The sequence below is a fragment of the Bacillus sp. FSL R5-0512 genome (assembly GCF_038593295.1).
Classification (GTDB): Bacteria; Bacillota; Bacilli; order Bacillales; family Bacillaceae; genus Bacillus; species Bacillus safensis.
Genome location: NZ_CP151982.1, coordinates 420,797 through 439,470 on the forward strand (window position 1 = coordinate 420,797; position 18,674 = coordinate 439,470).

Below are 18,674 nucleotides of genomic sequence, written 5' to 3' on the forward strand. Positions count from 1 at the left end.
TATTTATTTTAGCACAAGAAAAGCCATTCTAATTATAGAATGGCTTGCTTTCATCTTGTAAGGGTTTGAACAGGTTTTTCTGCTGTTTTTGTAATGAGCAGCTGCAGGAGCCGTGTTGATTGCGGCAAGGAGAAACGAAGGACAAGACCTGTGAAGATCGCAGTCAAAATCGTTCCAACGCCAATCGGTCCACCGAGCATCCATGCAAATAAAAGCACTGTTAACTCAATGCCATTTCGCACCCACTGCACGTTCAATCCTGTTTTCGCTGAGATGAGCAGCATTAATGAATCCCTTGGCCCGGCGCCAAGATTCGCTGAGACATAAATGCCAACACCATACCCTGAAACCACAACGCCCGTAATAAACACATATAAAGCGGGTAAATACCCGTGTGGTGCAGGCAATACCGCATTAAAGAAATCTATAAACATACCAATCAGCACCATGTTCAGTAATGCGCCGACCTTTGGAAATGATTTCGTAAAAACAGAAGTCAGTGTCACAATGAGTGCACCAATAATGATGGACCACTGTCCAATCGTGAGTCCAAAATGCTGAAACAGTCCGTAGTGGAAAGCGTCCCAAGGACCAATCCCAAGAATCTTTCCTTTCACTGTCAGCGATAGTCCAAAAGCTAATACGATCAATCCAACAAAATAAAAAAACCAACGTAAAAGATGTTCCCGCTTCAAAAGCTTTCCCTTCTTTCTTAAACACTCGATTTCCATCGTAACATACTCTCACTCCCCTTTAAATGGCTTTGCTCAATTGTAATCGCTTACTTCAAAAAAAGAATTTTGTCGAATTGTAAGGGTCAAAACATCAAAACAGGCAGCAAGACTTTCGGATTGTTTTTTTTAGCAAAAGAAGCCATTAATTTCCGCATTTTAAGAGAAAAAGAAAATAATTCAATATATTTTCCCAAAAAAATAATCTGCACCAATTAAAGAATAATTATCTTTAAATAGAAGAGATTGTATATAAATCATGTCATTAGACCTGTTTGGAGGAAAAGGGAAATGCGGAGGTATACGATAAAAAAGGTTATTTTATTGGAAAAAACATAGGAGAATCAAACGTCGAGAAGTGTATGTTACTAAATGACTATTTTTGTCGAAAATAGTCATTTAGTCATGTTGAGGCATTTGAAATGTTACTGATATTCTTTACCAAAGTGTGGGAGGTGAACTGGTACATACCATTACGATATGAAGCGAGAAAAAGGGGAGGTCAAAGAATGAACTTATTAAAAAGAACGAGTCAATTATTTCTTATATTGGTGCTGATCGTTGGAAATCTATTAACGGTCTCACCAGCTGTTACGAAAGCCGCTGGGACGGTTGTTGTCAATAACACGGATTCTTATATTATTGGGAGTAGGCCACTGGTTCTTCAGCAGCTCGATGGAAATAATCCAACAAATGTAAAAGCTAGTGTAGAGGTGAAAGGAATCGATATGGGTGCAGTGAATGGTGTTGCTGTAAGTGATCGAGAAAATGTTGTGTATGCAACTGCAAATAGCACGACCCCTACTCTATATAAAATAAATGCGACATCAGGGCAAGCAGAGAGCGTAACCCAATTACCAGAAGGTGCTTCTAATGCCGTTGTGTATCAAGATAAATATATCTATTCTTATGCTTCTAATGGTGAGTATTTCCTTGGAACATACGATTTAGCTACGGGTCAAAAATCGTCTAAAAAAATTGTCGGATATGACATCGGGTCTGGCGTTGGCGGAGATCTTGTCGTTGATAAGGACGGCTATCTTTGGTTCGCATCAAATGGCAGTGGGGCCATTGCGCAAATGAACCCTGATACAGCAGAAGTCATTCGTGTCATTCCGATTAAAAATGCAGATGGTAAAACGATTGACGGAGGCGTTCGGGGGATTAGCTTTTTGCCCAATGGACAAATGCTATTACAGTCAGGGTTAAATGACTCCATTGGCCATTCAACTCTTTTTACACTTGATGCGAAAACTTTAAGTACAACATATATGGGCACTGTAGGTGATTCATTATCTTACGACTTAGCTTCACGAGTAAAGCCAGAATTTGATCCATATCCTCCAGAGCTTGAATCAGAAAAATCAGTTGTCTTACAGAAAAAAGCAGAGGGCAACACAGATGAGAAGCATCCAGAAGTAGGCGACACGTTACTTTATACTATTAAAGCAAAAAATACTGTGCAATATGGTATTGTCAAAAATCTGATTATATCAGATAAGCTGCCAAGCAGCTTAACGTATGTTTCAGGGTCTCTTAAGGTGGATGGAACGAGCGTAACAGATGCAAAAGATCAAGACAAAGGTGATTATACAAACGGCACTGTTTCAGGTCAAATAGGTGACGTGAAAGATACCGATTGGCACACAGTGACATTTGAAGCGACGGTAGGCAAAGGTCAGGCAGGCAAAGATATTCAAAATACCGCGAATGTCAAAGGGGAAAACGCACCTCCGGATGAACCAACAACAAACATAGAAATTTACCCGCGTGACCCAAAGCTTGAATCAAAAAAATCAGCGGTCTTACAGAAAAAAGCAGAAAGTAACACAGATGAGAAGCATCCAGAAGTAGGCGACACATTACTGTATACCATTCAAGCCCGTAATGCGATTGAAGACAGCGTCATTGAAGATCTTGTGATTTCTGACAAGTTACCTCAAGGGTTATCATTTGTACCAAATTCACTTCAGGTAGATGGAAATCCAGTCACAGATGTAAAAGATGATGACAACGGGGATATGACAGACGGAACTGTCACTGGGACGTTCGGTGAAGTGAAAGATGCGAAATGGCATACAGTGACGTTTGAAGTGTCGGTTGACAAAGGTCAGGCAGGCAAAGATATTCAAAATATAGCTAATGTCACAAGCGGCAACACACCGCCAGACGAGCCGACAACAAAAACAGAAATCTATCCGCGTAACCCAAAGCTGACTTCTGAAAAATCAGCAGTTTTACAGAAAAAAGCAGAAGGTAACACAGATGAGAAGCATCCAGAAGTAGGCGATACCCTGCTTTATACAATTAAAACAAAGAATACGATAGAAGACAGTCTCGTTGAAAACTTAGTGATCTCAGATGAACTGCCGGAAGGATTGGCATATGTACCGAATTCACTTCAGGTGAATGGAGATGCAGTCACAGACGCAAAGGATGACGATAACGGAGACTTTACAAACGGAACCATCTCAGGACAATTTGGCGACATTAAGGATACAGATTGGCATACCGTGACGTTTGAAGTGACGGTTGAAAAAGGACAATCAGGCAAAGACATTCAAAATACAGCCAATGTCACAGGCGGCAACACACCGCCAGATAAGCCAACAACAAAAACAGAAATCTATCCGCGTGATCCAAAGCTTGAATCAGAAAAATCAGCGGTTTTGCAGAAAAAAGCAGAAGGTAACAAAGATGAGAAACACCCAGAAGTAGGCGATACCCTGCTTTATACAATTAAAACAAAAAACACGGTAGAAGACAGTCTTGTTGAAAATCTAGTGATTTCAGATCAATTACCAAAAGGGTTGAAGTATGTCACCGGGTCCCTTCAAATTGATGGGGAATCTGTCACAGATGTGAAAGACGACGATAGCGGTGACTACACAGATGGAAAGGTTACAGGTTCTTTTGGTGATGTGAAGGACACGGACTGGCATACTGTGACGTTTGAAGTGACAGTTGAAAAGGGACAGGCTGGTCAAGACATTCAAAACACAGCTGAAGTAACTGGCGAAAACACGCCGCCAGATGATCCAACAACGAAAACAGAAATTTATCCTCGTGAACCAAAACTAGCATCTGAAAAGGCTGCAAGTATTCAGAAAAAGGCAGAAGGCAACAAAGATAAAAAGACACCACAGGTAGGCGATACCCTTCTTTATACAATCAAAACAAAGAATCTTGAAGAAGACAGCATCGTCAACAATCTCGTGATTTCTGATGAACTGCCAGAAGGTCTTCAATATGTTGAAGGTTCACTAAAAGTAGATGATCAAGCTGTCACAGATGCAAAAGATGACGACAAGGGAGACTACACAAAAGGTACGGTGACCGGTCAATTTGGCGATATCAAAGATACGGACTGGCATACAGTGACCTTTGAAGCGAAGGTCGCTAAAGGCCAATCAGGTAAAAGCATTCAAAACACAGCGAAAGTAACAGGTGAAAACACGCCGCCAGACGAACCAACAACCGAAACAAACATTGATCCAAGAGATCCAAAGCTTGAATCAGAAAAAACATCAGAAATCTCTCAAAAAGCAGAAGGCAATACCGATGAAAAAGAAGTACAAGTAGGCGACACCCTGCTTTACACGATCAAAACAAAAAATAGTGTAGAAGACAGTGTCATCAAAGACTTAGTGATCGCAGATAAACTGCCAGAAGGTCTTGAATATGTCGAAGGTTCACTAAAAGTAGATGGACAAGCCGTCACAGATGCAAAAGATGACGATAACGGAGATTACACAAAAGGCACAGTCACCGCTCAATTCGGCGATATCAAAGATACCGACTGGCATACCGTGACCTTTGAAGCGAAGGCTGCCAAAGGATCTGAAGGGAAAACCATTCAAAATATCGGAGTCGTGAAGGGTGAGAATGTAGATGAGCCTGACAAACCTGAAAACTCAACGACAGTAGAACCACCAAATGTGCCAGAAGTCCCAGCAAATCCAGATCAACCTTCTGAGCCACAACAGGATACACCTGGTCATCATCTTCCAAATACTGCAACAGCAATGTACAACCTTTTACTAGCAGGATTTGCCCTTGTATTAATAGGTGCATCCCTTATTGTATGGAAAAGAAGAAAAAGAAACGGATAATCGTCCATGGTTCAAAAAATCATCTCAACTCTATTGATTACAGCAGGTATTTGTCTTGTGATCATAGGATATATAAGGATCGTTGATGGACAAAGGCAAGTAGATCAATCTTTCCAGTCTGCACAAGCAGCTATTCAGCAAAAGGGGGAAACGGATTCCCCTTTTGTTCCAAAGGCTGGTGAAACCATTGGACTCTTACACATTCCAAAGTTAAACGCTGAGTTACCAATTGTAGAAGGAACAGAAGCAGAGGACTTGGCAAAGGGTGTTGGTCATTATCATGAGAGCAATTTACCAAATGAACAGGGACAAATCGTTTTATCTGGGCATCGTGATACTGTGTTTAGACGAACAGGAGAACTTGTGAAAGGGGATCAACTCGTCATTGAGCTTTCATACGGTCGGTTTACCTATGAAATTGAGAAAACAAAGATTGTAAAAAAAGATGATCAAAGTATTATTACACTACAACAGGAAAAGGAAGAACTTGTCCTGACAACATGCTATCCTTTTTCTTTCATTGGTCCTGCACCAAACAGATATATCATATATGGAAAGCGTGTTTAACCACTGGATCAGCCTGCAACTTATCCTTTCACTAACCGATTAAAGTACTTCATTCCTTGATAAAGAGGGAATTGCCTATATCTAGAGATGCAGGAGGGGGGTCAATTTGTTAAATCAAGACTATGTAAGATATATAGATAACTTTGGAAGAATTGTTCTTCCGACAGATATAAGAAAACGGCTAAAAATTCTTCCGCAAGATTTTATGGAGATTTATCGAGAAGAAGACCAAATTGTGATGAAGCCATATTGGCAGGACAAACCTTGTATCGTCACAGGGGAAGTGACAAACTCCAATAAGGTGCTATCCGGCGGGGTGGTCATCAGTCCAGAGGGAGCGAGACTGCTCCTGCAGGATTTACTGGCGCTTCGCCTGCAAAAAGAGATATAAAAAAAGGCTGTCCTCACCACGTGAGAACAGCCTTTTTTCATCATACTGGATTCAAAATCCGGTTTAAGAATTGTTTTGTTCGTTCTTCCTTTGGTCGTTTGAAGATTTCCTCTGGAGGACCTTGTTCGACGATGACGCCGCCATCAATAAAAATCACTTCGTCTGCTACTTCTTGGGCAAACTTGATTTCATGTGTGACAACCGCCATGGTCCAGCCTTCCTTCGCTAGATCCTTCATGACCTTTAAGACTTCTCCGACTAGCTCAGGGTCAAGCGCAGAGGTAGGTTCATCAAAAAGCATGAGCTCTGGCTGAATGGCAAGTGCACGGGCAATCCCGACACGCTGCTTTTGACCGCCTGAGAGCTGGAATGGATACAGATCCTTTTTATCTTCCAGACCGACCTTTTGCAAGAGCTGAATGGCTTCTTTTCGAACCGTTTCCTTTGGACGGCGCTGCACTTGTACAGGGCCTTCCATCACATTTTCAAGCACTGTACGGTGAGGAAACAGGTGATAATCCTGAAACACCATTCCTGATTTCCGGCGTAGCTTCAGCAGATCAGCTGATTTATTTTTTTTCGTAAAATCAATCGAGAAATCATCGAAGGTAAAGGAGCCGCCATTTGGTATTTCAAGTGCATTTAAACAGCGAAGCATCGTTGTTTTTCCTGAACCAGATGGACCGAGGATGGCCACAACCTGCCCTTTGTTGATCGAAAAATCAATCGACTTTAAAATCTCATTTTCACCAAAGGATTTCTTTAAGCCTTTGACTGTTAGCATGTCGTTCCCTCCTTACCTTGCGACATATCGATCAAGTCGTTTTTCAATTTGATGCTGAACGAGCGATAGAATGAAGCAGAATACCCAATAGATGAGGGCTGCTTCCATATAAATAAACAAGATCTGATCCAAGTTCGCCGCAGCAATCTCCTGTGATTTACGGAACATCTCTGCCACGAGAATTTGGGAGGCAAGGGATGTATCCTTCACCAAACTAATAAATGAATTAGAGAGCGGTGGAATCGATACACGCACAGCCTGCGGTAAAATCACGCGGACGAGCGTTTTGCGATGTGTCATCCCAATGGAATAACCTGCTTCCCATTGCCCTTTTGGAACAGACAGGACGGATGCACGGATAATTTCCGACGCATACGCACCTACGTTTAATGAAAAAGCAATAATGGCACTTGGATATGGATCCAGTGTGATATTAAATGTCGGAAAGAAATAGAAAATAATAAACAATTGCACAAAAAGCGGCGTTCCGCGAACGGCCGACACATAGATGGAGAAAATCCATCTGAGGGCTTTCATTTTAGACATTCTAGCAAGAGCTGTCACAAGCGCGATAAAAATACCAATAATAAAGGCAATGATGGCGAGGGGAATTGTATAATAAATCCCCTGCATCACCATTGGCCAAAAAGATTGCTGAAGAAGATCCCAAGGAATGACGACTCCTAGGATGTTATTTTGTAACATCTTCACCAAACCATTTCTTAGAAATCTTAGCGAGTGTACCGTCTTTTTTCATTTCTTTTAATGCGCCATTCACTTTGTCAACGACTTCGCCGCTGCCTTTTCTGAATGCGAAATACGTTTCTTGAGGATCTCCTGTTTCAAATGCAACTTTTAGGTTTTTGTTACCGCTTGTTTTCAAGTAATTCAATACAGCCAATTTGTCATTGAACGTCAGATCAGCACGTCCTTGCTGAATCAATTGAATGGATTGTGCAAGACCTTCAACGCCTTCAATCTTAGCGCCAGCATCTGTTGCTAGTTTATTGTAGTTACTTGTTAATGATTGTGCTGCTTTTTTGCCTTTGACATCAGATAGTTTCTTGATGTCGTTGTTATCTGATTTTGTCACAACAATAGCTTGAGATGTCGTATATTTATCAGAGAAATCGTATTGATTTTCACGTCCAGTTTTCCCAACTTGGTTCGCTACCACGTCAAAACGTTTTGCATTCAGTCCAGCAAACATACTGTCCCATTGTGTTTCTTTGAATTCAGGTTTTAAGTCAAGACGTTTTGCTACTTCTGTGATGACTTCTACATCATAGCCAGTTAATTTATCTGTCTTTTTGTCATGGAAGGTGAAAGGAGCATAAGTACCCTCAGTTCCGATGGTTAATACACCTTTATCCTGAATGGATTTCCAAAGGTCGCCTGATTCCTTAGACCCAGATTGTTTATTCGCGTTGTCGCTTGCACCAGATCCACATGCCGTGATCAATGCAACACAAACGCCTAACATAATGGCAAAGAACATTTTTTTCATTTTATTCCCCACTTTTCTTGTTGGTATTTACAACATATGATCTTACAGAGAAGCAACCTAAAAGTAAAGCATTTGAAACTAGCTTGAGCGAATCTCACCAACTTTATGCCCTCAAACGGTCGAACGGACAAACGATAGAACTATACCCAAGTTAAAAGGTGAATAAAACCATACACAAGTTCAAGATGATTAAGATGATTTGATTGGTGGAAAGTTAGATAAACGATTCGGGTAAAATATGCTATGATCATCCCAACGAAATTTTCCAATCGATTCAATTGACTTCTAAGAAACAAAAGGGAAGTGTGAACATTTGCATACATCGAAACAAAAACCTGTCATGATCTTAATACACGAAATATACGGAATAAATGATCATATGAAGAGTATGATCCATTATTTCGACAAAGCTGGATTTGAGGTTTATTGTCCTCATTTATTGGGACAGGCGAAGCACTTCCCTTATGTCAGTGAAAATGAGGCTTACGACTACTTTATGAATAAAGTTGGTTTTGATAAGCCGGTAAAGAGTGTACTGAATCTGGCAAAAGAGTTAAAGACGAAGAATGCCGCGATAGATATATTTCTGCTAGGTTTTAGTGTGGGGGCAACAATTGCCTGGCGATGCAGCCAAAATGATCAGCTGTTTAGAGGAGTTATTGGATTTTATGGTTCAAGGATCAGAGATGACGTCGATCTTGCGCCCGCCTGCAAAACGCTGTTATTTTTCCCGGAGATCGAAGCATCCTTTCATCCCAGGGAGATTGCGAGTGTTTTGGAGAAAAAGAAAAAGCTTTGCGTGACAATAGTAGAGGGAGAGCATGGATTCGCCAATCCTTATTCTGCGGCTTTTCACGCTGAATCTAAAAATCGCTGCTTTCAGGAAATAAATGAATTTATCAAAGTGTGTTTGCTAAAAGCAGAATGACTTGTGACAAAAGTGATCATAAGAACTGTCTAAAATGAGACTCGAAAAGAATGAAACGAAACCAGTGTGCAACGATAAAGTTTCATGCTGGTTTTTTTGTGCAATATTTTAGATATATGGCATCCTATCCACCACATAGTTGTGCGAACATTACTAAAATAAAGACTTTGAGACAGTGACCATAGAAGGAAGCATATTTATTATAAAAGATGTATAATTAGTAGGTTGTTTTGAAAATGGAATGAATCACATGGAGACATGTTTTGATAACAGAGCATCTTAGAAGAAGGAGGGCATCATTGTGGATGTTGGACAAAATCAGCCTGAACAATTGAAAAGGGCGATGACCTCCCGCCATTTATTTATGATTTCACTTGGCGGTGTCATTGGGACAGGCTTTTTCTTAGGAACGGGCTATACGATTGGACAAGCAGGACCGGTCGGAGCCGTTCTTTCATATATTGTGGGCGGATTGATCATGTATTTAACCATGCTGTGTCTTGGGGAGCTGTCTGTTGCACTTCCTGTGTCGGGGTCGTTTCATACGTATGCGACGAAATTTGTCAGCCCGGCAGCGGGTTTTGCTGTCGGCTGGATTTATTGGCTCGGCTGGGCAGCAACGGTTGCCCTTGAGTTCTTATCAGCAGGGCAGCTGATGAGGCGCTGGCTCCCGCAAGTGGATGTGTGGATTTGGTGTCTCGTATTCGGACTCTGTCTTTTCTTATTAAATGCCCGGTCAGCAAAAGCGTTCGGGGAGTCGGAATTTTTCTTTTCTACCATTAAGATTATTGCAATTTTACTCTTTATTGGTGTAGGCGGAGCGGCGATGTTTGGGTTTATTGATACAACGAGCGGTGAACCCGCCCCTTACTTCAGCCATTTTGTGAATGACGGGCTGTTTCCAAATGGCCTGCTTGCTGTTGTGGTTACGATGATTACAGTGAATTTTTCATTTCAAGGAACAGAGCTGATCGGGATTGCGGCAGGGGAAAGTGAAAACCCTGAGAAAACCGTTCCCCGTTCGATCCATCAGACCGTATGGCGTACACTTGTCTTTTTCGTCTTATCTATTTTTGTTTTAGCGGGTATGGTGCCTTGGAAGGAAGCTAGTGTGCTGCAAAGCCCATTTGTTACTGTGTTTGAGAGAACGGGCATTCCTTTTGCGGCAGACATCATGAACTTTGTCATTATCATTGCTTTATTATCTGTTGCGAACTCTGGCTTGTATGCATCAACAAGAATGCTGTATTCCTTATCGAAGGAAGGAATGGCAGGAAAAGCATTTAGACGCGTCAATCAGCGCGGTATTCCGATGAATGCCTTACTGCTCACCTTCCTATTTACAGGGATTTCGCTGTTATCCGGGTTCTTTGCTGAGAAAACGGTATTTGCCTGGATCGTGTCCATTGCCGGCATGAGTGCCCAGACAGGCTGGATCACGATTACATTATCACAGCTGCTTTTCCGTAGAAAATACTTGAAAGCAGGCGGAAAGCTGGAAAACTTAAAATTTAAAACGCCTCTTTATCCGGTGCTGCCGATCATTGCAATTACACTGAATACCATCGTATTGATCAGTCTTGCCTTTGATCAAGAGCAGCGCATCGGGCTATATGTCGGCGTACCGCTTATGATCATTGGATATGTTGTCTATCACCGCTATGTGAAAAAGCATCAGGCACAAAGTGAGCCGCTGAATCTGCAAATCCATGGAGATGACGAGATCCGGTTTTAAACCATCAAAAAGAAGCCAACCCAATCGGGAGGCTTCTTTTTTTAATTCAATGAACGCCTTTCATCGCTTTCTTAATCACTGGTGTCAGTAATAGCATCACACCGCATAAAACGATGGCAAGGAATCCGATGATACCGAAATAGACGGTTTCCGGCACTTTATCAAACAGTTTGACTACTTGCGCATTGATCGCCTGTGCCATTGCATTTGAAAGGAACCAAAGGCTCATCGTTTGCGCTGAGAAGGCAGCAGGGGCCAGCTTTGTTGTCGCTGACAGTCCAACTGGTGATAAGCAGAGCTCTCCGATCACGACGAGGAAGAAGCTCAGAACGAGCCATAATGGGCTCACAAGTGTGTTCGGACCGGACATGTATGCAGGAATGATCATGATGATGAAGGATAACCCTGCAAACAAAAGACCGAGTGAGAATTTAATCGGGGTAGACGGCTGTTTCTTCCCAAGTCTGACCCATAACCAAGCAAACACTGGAGACAGCAGCACAATAAAGATTGGGTTCAATGATTGGAACCATGAAGACGCTAGTGTCATCCCAAGGAAATTCAAGTTTGTTCGTTGATCTGCATATGTTGCTAAAATGTTTGAGCCCTGTTCTTGAATCGCCCAGAACATCACGGCAGCAAGGAACAATGGAATATAAGCGAGAACCCTGGATTGCTCCACTGCGCTCGTCTTTTTACTGAAATACATGACAATGAAATAAACAATTGGAATGAGTACACCAAGGGCACTGACAAACCAAGTGAATAGATTAATTGTGAGTGCGCCTGTTTGAATGCCAATGACAGCAAAAATCGCAAGCAAAATCACAACCAATGAACCGTAAATTTTGAAGTTCTTACGTTCGGCAGCTGATAATGGATTGGTCACATACGTGCCGGCAAGACCAAGGTTCGGTTTTTTTGTGACCACAAATGTAATGAGTCCAACAAGCATCCCAACGGCAGCAAGTGAGAACCCGAGGTGGAAATTCACTTTTTGACCGAGTGTTCCGACAATTAATGGGGAGATAAAGCCACCCATATTGATCCCCATGTAGAAAATACTAAATCCAGAGTCCCTGCGCGGGTCTGTTTTTGTATACAGGTCGCCAACAATGTTTGAAACGTTTGGCTTGAGAAGACCTGTCCCGATAATAATCAGTCCCATACTAATAAAGAGCGCTGTTGCTCCGCTTGGCAAAGCCAAAATCACGTGGCCAAGCATAATGAAAACTCCGCCATAAAAGACCGTACTGGATGATCCAAATACCCGGTCGGCGAGCCATCCGCCAATCACTCCTGACATATAGACAAGCGCACCGTAGACAGACATGATCGAATTGGCTGTCGTCTGGTCAAAGCCTAGACCGCCTTTTGTCACCTCTGTGTACATATAATAAATAAGCAGTGCACGCATGCCATAATAGGAGAAACGCTCCCAAAATTCAGTGAAAAACAGTGTGTAAAGTCCTTTAGGATGTCCAAAAAACCCTTTTTGAGGAACACTTTTAACAATTTTATCGTGGTCAATTGTAGACATGGCATAGATCCTTTCTTAAAAAAAGAGATATGAGAAAAATGATATTCTTGTATAGTTCTTGTGTCAATATAAAACTATTCTAAAACAGGAAAATGTTAGTTCAATAGGCGTAAAGACTCAAAAAAATGAAAAATTCATTGAAGTGAAAATTATCTGAAAGTTATTTCAAAAGAATTTATTTAAAATTTGAAGTAATGTACAAGCAAACCTTTGACACATGCATAGGATGACGAGAGAACATGTGTGAAAAGGAGTGATTTAGGTTGGGGGAATTGAATGAAGCTGATCTAAAAAAACCTGTTGTCAATGTACTAGATTTTGGCGTAATTGCTGATGGGAAAACGGATTGTACAGCTAAGATTAATGAATGTTTAGAATGGACAAAAGCACAGGGGTATTCCCATGTCTGGCTGCCGAGCGGCACGTATTTAATCGATGCGGTGTACAGAGGTGATTCATTTTTTCCTTTTCGAGGTGCGGGTATACGGGTGCCAAGTCATATATGCATTGAGATGGCGTCAGACGCTGTAATAAAGGTAAAACCAAATGATTCATGGGGGTATGCAGCCTTTTATATAGGAAAGGTTCAGCATGTGACCATCCGAGGCGGGCGTATTGAAGGGGATCGTCATGAGCATGTATACAAGCCGCTCCCCGCTGAACGAAAAACCCATGAATGGGGCTTTGGGATATGTATTGAAGGTGCCTCACATGTAGAGGTCAATCATGTCCAAATAAAAAATTGTACGGGAGACGGCATCATTGTCAGTCCCCACGGTTTGTTGACAGAGGGTGAACCATACTCGCCTGCTGCATCTATTGATATTTCTGGCTGCACCATCACAGATTCGAGACGAAACAACATTTCGATTACAGGCTGTGATGGGGTTATTGTGGAGGATTGTCTCTTGGAAAGAGCAGGAGTAAATGGGGTCGAGCCAAGAATGGGCATAGATATTGAAGGCTATGGAGAAAATGCCGTTAATATGGAGGAGCCTCTGAATATTCAGATTCGCAACAACATCGTCAGAGGAGGTGCTGCAAGCTCCATCTATAACTTTAACGGCTATGGTGTGATCATTGAAGGCAATCATACAGATAGCAGTATCTCCTATGGCTTCTCCACCGAAACGATCATTGCCAACAATTTGATTCGTGCAGTAGGAGGAGGTGTGACAAAAGCAGGGATTACGAGCTTAGGCGTCTCACTTGGCCAAACGGAAAACAATGTAATGATTATTGGCAATATGATTGAGGGGTTTGAAAAAGGAATTGATGTGAGAGGAGACAGCGTTCACATTACAGGCAATAAGATTAGTCTTTTTGAAGATGCGGCTGTGTCCGTTTATATGGCGAATCGTATTCTAATAGAAGGAAACCATATTGAATCAGGAACGAATACCGGAAAAAGAAGCGCCTCGCTGCGTATCTATCAATCGGATAGTGTCGTCTTTTCAAACAATACGGTCTACTCTGTTATCGATGCGGCCGTGGTGAGAGGAACGAATATCCTGATCCAGCACAATCAATTCAAAGAATTCAGCAGAGGAATCTGGGTGCAGGAAGGGGAAGCTGGGCTCAACGGCAACCACTTTATTCAAGAAGGACATCCAGAGCTTGGGTCTTCGTATACGATCAGTGTCACTGGAAATGCAAAGGCTTTCATTTGGCATAATCGCTTTAAGCACTATCAAAACTACGCTGTATACAGCAGCACGACGGGGGCATTAGAGATTAAAGATAATTCCTTTGAAGAAACATCCTTATATGTGGTGATGTATATTAAAAATGGTTCACCACAAATTGGAGATAACCGTTTCTATTTAAATCGATCGATTGGACAGCCGACGGCGATCTTTATTGACCAGGCCGCCTCAGCCCGTGTGCTGCGCAATAACATCATCAATATTTCTCCTCAAAAAGCAATTGCCGTCCGCACCGCCAATTCCACTCATTCTGTCATCGCTCACAACATGCTGGAGCGTAGTCAACTGGTGACACATACCACAGACAGGCTCATCGGAAATATTGAGATTGATACACCGTCATGAGTGTTTGAAATCCCTTATTTTGGAGGTTCAGAAGGCGGTTGACAATCCTGTAAAAAGGGCATATAGTAATAATTATTTTTCATTTTTCGCAACATTTGCCCTTTTTTTTATTAATAAAACCGATTAATTCAATCAGAAAAATGTATCTAAGGACTTCGGTTTGATACATTTAGGATATAGAAAGGATGAAGAACAAGTGTCACAGCCGAAAAGGAAGCTCAAGCTAGGCGTATTCATCGCAGGAACTGGACATCACGTTGCCTCTTGGAGACATCCGAATGCAGTACCAGACGCAGCCATGAATCTAGATTATTTTAAACAATTAGCGAAAAAGGCAGAGGAAGGAAAGCTGGATTTGCTCTTTTTAGCCGACAGTTTATCCATTAATCAAACCTCTCATCCGAACGTATTAACAAGATTTGAACCGCTCACGCTGCTTTCATCTATTGCTGAGTCTACTTCAACCATTGGTTTAGCAGCAACAGCTTCCACTACATACAGTGAGCCTTTCCATATTGCAAGGCAGTTTGCCTCCCTTGATCATTTATCAGGCGGAAGAGCGGCATGGAATGTGGTCACATCTTCTATTGAAGAAACAGCGAAAAATTTTAGCGGAGAAGAGCATTTAGCACACCATAAACGATATGAGCGGGCAGAAGAGTTCGTCGAGGTCGTCAAAGGTCTCTGGGATTCTTGGGAGGAAGACGCCCTTGTCAGAAACAAGGAAACGGGAGAATTCTTCGAATCTAGTAAGCTTCATGAGCTCCAGCACAAAGGTGAGTTCTTCTCAGTAAGAGGTCCTCTCAACGTATCACGCACGCCGCAAGGGCAGCCCGTGATCATTCAAGCAGGATCTTCTGAAGATGGCCAAAAGCTTGCAGCAAAAACAGCAGAGCTCATTTTCACTGCACAAAACGATCTCGATAAAGCGAAGGAATTTTATCAAAGCTTGAAGGGGAAAGTAGAGGCTGCTGGCCGTGCTAGAGAGGACGTCAGCATCATGCCGGGTATCTTTCCAATCATTGCTGATACAGAGGAAGAAGCCCAAGCGAAATATGAAGAATTACAGGAGCTGATTGTTCCTGAGATTGGACTGAGCATTCTGCAAAATTACTTAGGCGGGATTGATCTGTCTCAGTATCCTTTAGACGGACCGCTTCCAGAGATTGATCCGAGCACGTCAAATGCGGTGAAAAGCCGTTTTGATCTCGTGATGAATATGGCGAGAAAGGATAACCTGACCATTCGCCAGCTTTATCAATCGGTTGCCGGCTCACGCGGTCATAATATTTTCATTGGAACGCCGCAGCAGCTGGCAGATGTGATGGAAACATGGCTTCGTGAAGAAGCAGCAGACGGCTTTAATGTCATGCCGCCGCTCTTGCCAGAAGGGCTGGATGTGTTCGTAGACCGCGTCGTCCCAATCCTTCAGGAGCGAGGCTTATTCAAAACCGATTACACAGGACAAACCTTACGAGAAAATCTTGGATTAACAGAGCCAAAAAATCGCTACACGACATAAGGGTGAGGTGACTAACGTTGGGATACACGTTTCGTCTGGCAACAGAGGCAGATATAGAGGCGCTGCTTGAACTGACAACAAGAGCATACGAGCCAATTCGTGAGCTAGGCATCCAGTTCCAAGCAGCACATGCCGATTTCGCTCTCGTTCAGAAAAATGTACAAAAGAATCTTTGCTATGTGATGGAAGAAAACGGAGAGCTTCTATCCACCTTATCACTCCGTATGCCTTGGGGAGAGCAGCCAGGACCGTTCGGCGTCCCTCATATCTGGTGGTTTGCCTCAGAACCAGCCGCCAAAAAAGGCACAGGCTCAGCCTTGCTGGAATGGGTGGAAACCGAAGTGCTAAGGGATACACTGAAGGTGCCGTACGTGTCGCTCGGTACAGCTGATAAGCATCCATGGCTGATAGAGATGTATGAGCGTAAAGGCTATGTCAGAGCAGGAGAAAAAGATTTAGGCAAAGGTCATATCACGGTTTATTTCAAAAAACAATTAAGATCAGATATCACACAACCATAAGAGGAAGAAGGGTTTACAAACATGAAAAACAAAAAGTGGCTAGTCGTTCTATTTGCAGCAATGCTGGCAGTTTTAGCAGCTTGCGGCGGCAATCAGAGTGAAGGCAAAGACGAAAAAGTGTTAAAAGTAGGCGCTACAGGACAAAGCTATCCGTTTGCTTATAAAGACAATGGCAAGCTTGTCGGATTCGATGTTGAAGTAACAGAAGCCATTGCGAAAAAGCTTGGCTACAAACTAGACTGGCAGCTGAGTGAATTCAGCGGACTGATGGGACAGCTGACGTCTGGTAAGCTCGATACAGTGTCAAACCAAGTTGCCATCACAGACGAGCGTAAACAAACATTTAACTTTACAGATACGTACGCTTACGCAGGAACACAAATCATCGTGAAAAAAGACAACAACGACATCAAAGGTCTTGACGATTTAAAAGGAAAAACAGTGGCGGCGGTTCTTGGCTCTAACCATGCTAAAAACTTAGAGAGCAAAGACCCGGACAAGAAAATTAAGATTAAAACATATGAAACGCAAGACGGCGTATTAAATGAAGTGGCAAATGGCCGCGTAGATGCTTATGTCAACGGACGAAGTGTATTACTTGCTCAAATTGAAAAAACAGGTCTGCCGCTGAAAATCGTAGGCAACCCAATTGTATATGAAGAAGTAGGCTACCCATTTGCGAAAGATAAAAAGCATGACAAACTAAGAGAAGAATTTAACAAAGCCATCAAAGAATTAAGAGAAGACGGGACACTTAAGAAATTGTCTGAGAAATACTTCAAAGACGATGTCACAGTGCCAATTAAAAAATAAAGACAGCGGCGGTGAAGAGCAGACATGAACAAAATTGATTGGCAGTATATGGTGACGGTGTTTCCGACATTGCTTCAATACTTGCCGATAACGATCTTCATGGCGATTGTCTCCATGGTATTTGCCATTATTATTGGTGTGGTATTCGCTCTCATTACGAAAAACCGGATACCTGTTTTATACCAATTTGCCAAGCTGTATATTTCTTTCTTCAGAGCGGTTCCAACCTTGGTTCAGCTCTTTCTCATTTATTTTGGTCTCCCGCAGCTATTCCCTGCGATGACCTCAATGGATGCTTTAACAGCGGTCATTATCGGATTAAGTATTAAAAACTCGGCATACTTAGCAGAAATTTTCAGAGCAGCTCTGAACTCAGTGGATGAAGGGCAGCTGGAGGCATGCTTATCTGTCGGTATGACAAGATGGCAGTCTTACGTTAGAATTATTTTCCCGCAGGCCATCAGAAATGCAATTCCAGCGACGGGGAATACCTTTATCGGTCTTTTAAAAGAAACATCTCTTGCCTTTACGATTGGTGTGGCAGAAATGTTTGCACAAGGGAAGATGATTGCATCGGCGAACTATAAATACTTTGAAACCTATTTAGCCGTAGGGATCGTGTATTGGGTGATGACGATCATTTATAGCTTCCTGCAGGACCTGTTTGAACGAAAAATCAGCAAACCTTACCGGAATTAAGGAGGTGTGGACATGATCAAGCTCACCAATTTGAAGAAATCATTCGGCGACCTTGTCGTCTTAGACGGAATCAATCTCGACGTGAAAAAAGGGCAGGTTGTGGCCATTATCGGACCTTCTGGCTCCGGTAAATCCACTTTGTTGCGCTGTTTAAATTTATTAGAAACGCCTGATGAAGGCACGATTGAAATTGGCGATGCGAGGCTCGATGCGTCCAAATATTCACGTAAAGAAGCCCATCACCTGCGTCAACAAACGGCCATGGTGTTTCAAAACTATAATTTATTTAAAAACAAGACAGCACTGCAAAACATAACAGAATCATTGCTTGTGACGAAAAAAATGACGAAGCAGCAGGCGAATGAAATCGGTATGAAACTGCTGAAGCAGGTAGGGTTAGAACAAAAGGCTGACAGCTATCCAGTCACGTTATCTGGCGGACAGCAGCAGCGGATTGGGATTGCCCGCGCGTTAGCAGTTGATCCACATGCGATTTTGCTGGATGAACCAACGTCAGCGCTTGATCCAGAGCTTGTTTCAGGTGTGCTTCAAGTCATTAAATCCATTGCGATCCAAGAAACAACGATGATCATCGTCACACATGAAATGGCGTTTGCAAGAGAAGTGGCAGACCATGTGATTTTCATGGCGGATGGTCATATTATCGAGCAGGGGACGCCAACTGAGCTATTTGATGAAACGAAGAATGAACGGACGAAACGATTTATCCAAAAAGAAGCAGCGGCTGAAGAAGCATAAGCTGCTTTTTATTC

Annotated in this window: 16 protein-coding genes; 11 read left to right on the forward strand and 5 right to left on the reverse strand. The window is 42.5% G+C overall.

Annotated features, from left to right (window positions below):
- Nucleotides 1-50 precede the first annotated feature (50 nt).
- Nucleotides 51-695 (reverse strand): YitT family protein, encoded by a 645-nt coding sequence (locus NSQ25_RS02030; RefSeq protein WP_061110376.1) that lies wholly within the window; start codon nt 693-695, stop codon nt 51-53.
- Nucleotides 696-1,240: 545 nt separating this feature from the next.
- Here NSQ25_RS02030 and NSQ25_RS02035 point away from each other — a divergent pair.
- From NSQ25_RS02035 to NSQ25_RS02045, 3 genes are all read left to right on the forward strand, one after another.
- Entirely contained in the window at nt 1,241-4,843 is a 3,603-nt protein-coding gene (locus NSQ25_RS02035) for an isopeptide-forming domain-containing fimbrial protein (RefSeq protein ID WP_326136064.1), read from the forward strand.
- A 6-nt stretch (nt 4,844-4,849) separates the two neighbouring features.
- Entirely contained in the window at nt 4,850-5,410 is a 561-nt protein-coding gene (locus NSQ25_RS02040; protein ID WP_034283766.1) for a class D sortase, read from the forward strand.
- A gap of 106 nt (nt 5,411-5,516) precedes the next feature.
- The gene (locus NSQ25_RS02045) at nt 5,517-5,801 is read left to right on the forward strand and encodes an AbrB/MazE/SpoVT family DNA-binding domain-containing protein (protein ID WP_034283768.1); all 285 of its coding nucleotides are present in this window, start codon (nt 5,517-5,519) and stop codon (nt 5,799-5,801) included.
- A 40-nt stretch (nt 5,802-5,841) separates the two neighbouring features.
- Here the strand turns inward: NSQ25_RS02045 and NSQ25_RS02050 are convergent, their stop codons facing one another.
- Genes NSQ25_RS02050 through tcyA form a run of 3 tightly spaced genes read right to left on the reverse strand, consistent with a single transcriptional unit; the run spans nt 5,842 to nt 8,092 of the window.
- Nucleotides 5,842-6,585, reverse strand: coding sequence for an amino acid ABC transporter ATP-binding protein (locus tag NSQ25_RS02050; protein WP_101677046.1), 744 nt, complete (start codon nt 6,583-6,585; stop codon nt 5,842-5,844).
- 12 nt (nt 6,586-6,597) lie between these two features.
- Nucleotides 6,598-7,290, reverse strand: a complete 693-nt coding sequence (locus tag NSQ25_RS02055; RefSeq protein ID WP_024427294.1) for an amino acid ABC transporter permease — start codon at nt 7,288-7,290, stop codon at nt 6,598-6,600.
- Nucleotides 7,277-8,092: a cystine ABC transporter substrate-binding lipoprotein TcyA gene (gene tcyA, locus NSQ25_RS02060; protein ID WP_142946756.1), complete on the reverse strand. Its 816-nt coding sequence runs from the start codon at nt 8,090-8,092 to the stop codon at nt 7,277-7,279. The genes NSQ25_RS02055 and tcyA overlap by 14 nt, the downstream gene beginning before the upstream one ends.
- 313 nt (nt 8,093-8,405) lie before the next feature.
- Between tcyA and NSQ25_RS02065 the strand changes: the two genes are divergently transcribed.
- Complete coding sequence (locus NSQ25_RS02065; protein WP_326136061.1) at nt 8,406-9,020, forward strand: dienelactone hydrolase family protein; 615 nt, start codon at nt 8,406-8,408, stop codon at nt 9,018-9,020.
- 343 nt (nt 9,021-9,363) lie between these two features.
- On the forward strand, nt 9,364-10,755 hold the full coding sequence (locus NSQ25_RS02070) for an amino acid permease (protein WP_252050496.1): 1,392 nt from the start codon (nt 9,364-9,366) through the stop codon (nt 10,753-10,755).
- Nucleotides 10,756-10,801: 46 nt separating this feature from the next.
- On the opposite strand, the gene NSQ25_RS02075 is transcribed toward NSQ25_RS02070, so the two are convergent.
- Nucleotides 10,802-12,295: a peptide MFS transporter gene (locus NSQ25_RS02075; RefSeq protein WP_034283771.1), complete on the reverse strand. Its 1,494-nt coding sequence runs from the start codon at nt 12,293-12,295 to the stop codon at nt 10,802-10,804.
- 263 nt (nt 12,296-12,558) lie between these two features.
- On the opposite strand from NSQ25_RS02075, the gene NSQ25_RS02080 reads away from it, so the two are divergent.
- The 6 genes from NSQ25_RS02080 to NSQ25_RS02105 all read left to right on the forward strand — a co-directional run bounded on the left by NSQ25_RS02080 (nt 12,559) and on the right by NSQ25_RS02105 (nt 18,660).
- Nucleotides 12,559-14,346 (forward strand): right-handed parallel beta-helix repeat-containing protein, encoded by a 1,788-nt coding sequence (locus NSQ25_RS02080; RefSeq protein ID WP_326136059.1) that lies wholly within the window; start codon nt 12,559-12,561, stop codon nt 14,344-14,346.
- Between the two features lie 196 nt (nt 14,347-14,542).
- Nucleotides 14,543-15,868 (forward strand): LLM class flavin-dependent oxidoreductase, encoded by a 1,326-nt coding sequence (locus tag NSQ25_RS02085; RefSeq protein WP_034283773.1) that lies wholly within the window; start codon nt 14,543-14,545, stop codon nt 15,866-15,868.
- Between the two features lie 17 nt (nt 15,869-15,885).
- On the forward strand, nt 15,886-16,389 hold the full coding sequence (locus tag NSQ25_RS02090) for a GNAT family N-acetyltransferase (RefSeq protein ID WP_024427303.1): 504 nt from the start codon (nt 15,886-15,888) through the stop codon (nt 16,387-16,389).
- A 21-nt stretch (nt 16,390-16,410) separates the two neighbouring features.
- Nucleotides 16,411-17,202, forward strand: coding sequence for an amino acid ABC transporter substrate-binding protein (locus tag NSQ25_RS02095; RefSeq protein WP_034283775.1), 792 nt, complete (start codon nt 16,411-16,413; stop codon nt 17,200-17,202).
- A 24-nt stretch (nt 17,203-17,226) separates the two neighbouring features.
- Complete coding sequence (locus NSQ25_RS02100) at nt 17,227-17,901, forward strand: amino acid ABC transporter permease (RefSeq protein WP_024427305.1); 675 nt, start codon at nt 17,227-17,229, stop codon at nt 17,899-17,901.
- 12 nt (nt 17,902-17,913) lie between these two features.
- Nucleotides 17,914-18,660, forward strand: coding sequence for an amino acid ABC transporter ATP-binding protein (locus NSQ25_RS02105; protein ID WP_025093644.1), 747 nt, complete (start codon nt 17,914-17,916; stop codon nt 18,658-18,660).
- Nucleotides 18,661-18,674: the final 14 nt, after the last annotated feature.

What these genes read in the sequence shown, in the direction of transcription:
- NSQ25_RS02035 (WP_326136064.1), top strand. Translation starts at nt 1,241, where the DNA reads ATGAACTTATTAAAAAGAACGAGTCAATTATTTCTTATATTGGTGCTG.
- NSQ25_RS02040 (WP_034283766.1), top strand. Translation starts at nt 4,850, where the DNA reads ATGGTTCAAAAAATCATCTCAACTCTATTGATTACAGCAGGTATTTGT.
- NSQ25_RS02050 (WP_101677046.1), bottom strand. Translation starts at nt 6,585, where the DNA reads ATGCTAACAGTCAAAGGCTTAAAGAAATCCTTTGGTGAAAATGAGATT.
- NSQ25_RS02055 (WP_024427294.1), bottom strand. Translation starts at nt 7,290, where the DNA reads ATGTTACAAAATAACATCCTAGGAGTCGTCATTCCTTGGGATCTTCTT.
- tcyA (WP_142946756.1), bottom strand. Translation starts at nt 8,092, where the DNA reads ATGAAAAAAATGTTCTTTGCCATTATGTTAGGCGTTTGTGTTGCATTG.
- NSQ25_RS02070 (WP_252050496.1), top strand. Translation starts at nt 9,364, where the DNA reads ATGACCTCCCGCCATTTATTTATGATTTCACTTGGCGGTGTCATTGGG.
- NSQ25_RS02075 (WP_034283771.1), bottom strand. Translation starts at nt 12,295, where the DNA reads ATGTCTACAATTGACCACGATAAAATTGTTAAAAGTGTTCCTCAAAAA.
- NSQ25_RS02095 (WP_034283775.1), top strand. Translation starts at nt 16,411, where the DNA reads ATGAAAAACAAAAAGTGGCTAGTCGTTCTATTTGCAGCAATGCTGGCA.
- NSQ25_RS02100 (WP_024427305.1), top strand. Translation starts at nt 17,227, where the DNA reads ATGAACAAAATTGATTGGCAGTATATGGTGACGGTGTTTCCGACATTG.
- NSQ25_RS02105 (WP_025093644.1), top strand. Translation starts at nt 17,914, where the DNA reads ATGATCAAGCTCACCAATTTGAAGAAATCATTCGGCGACCTTGTCGTC.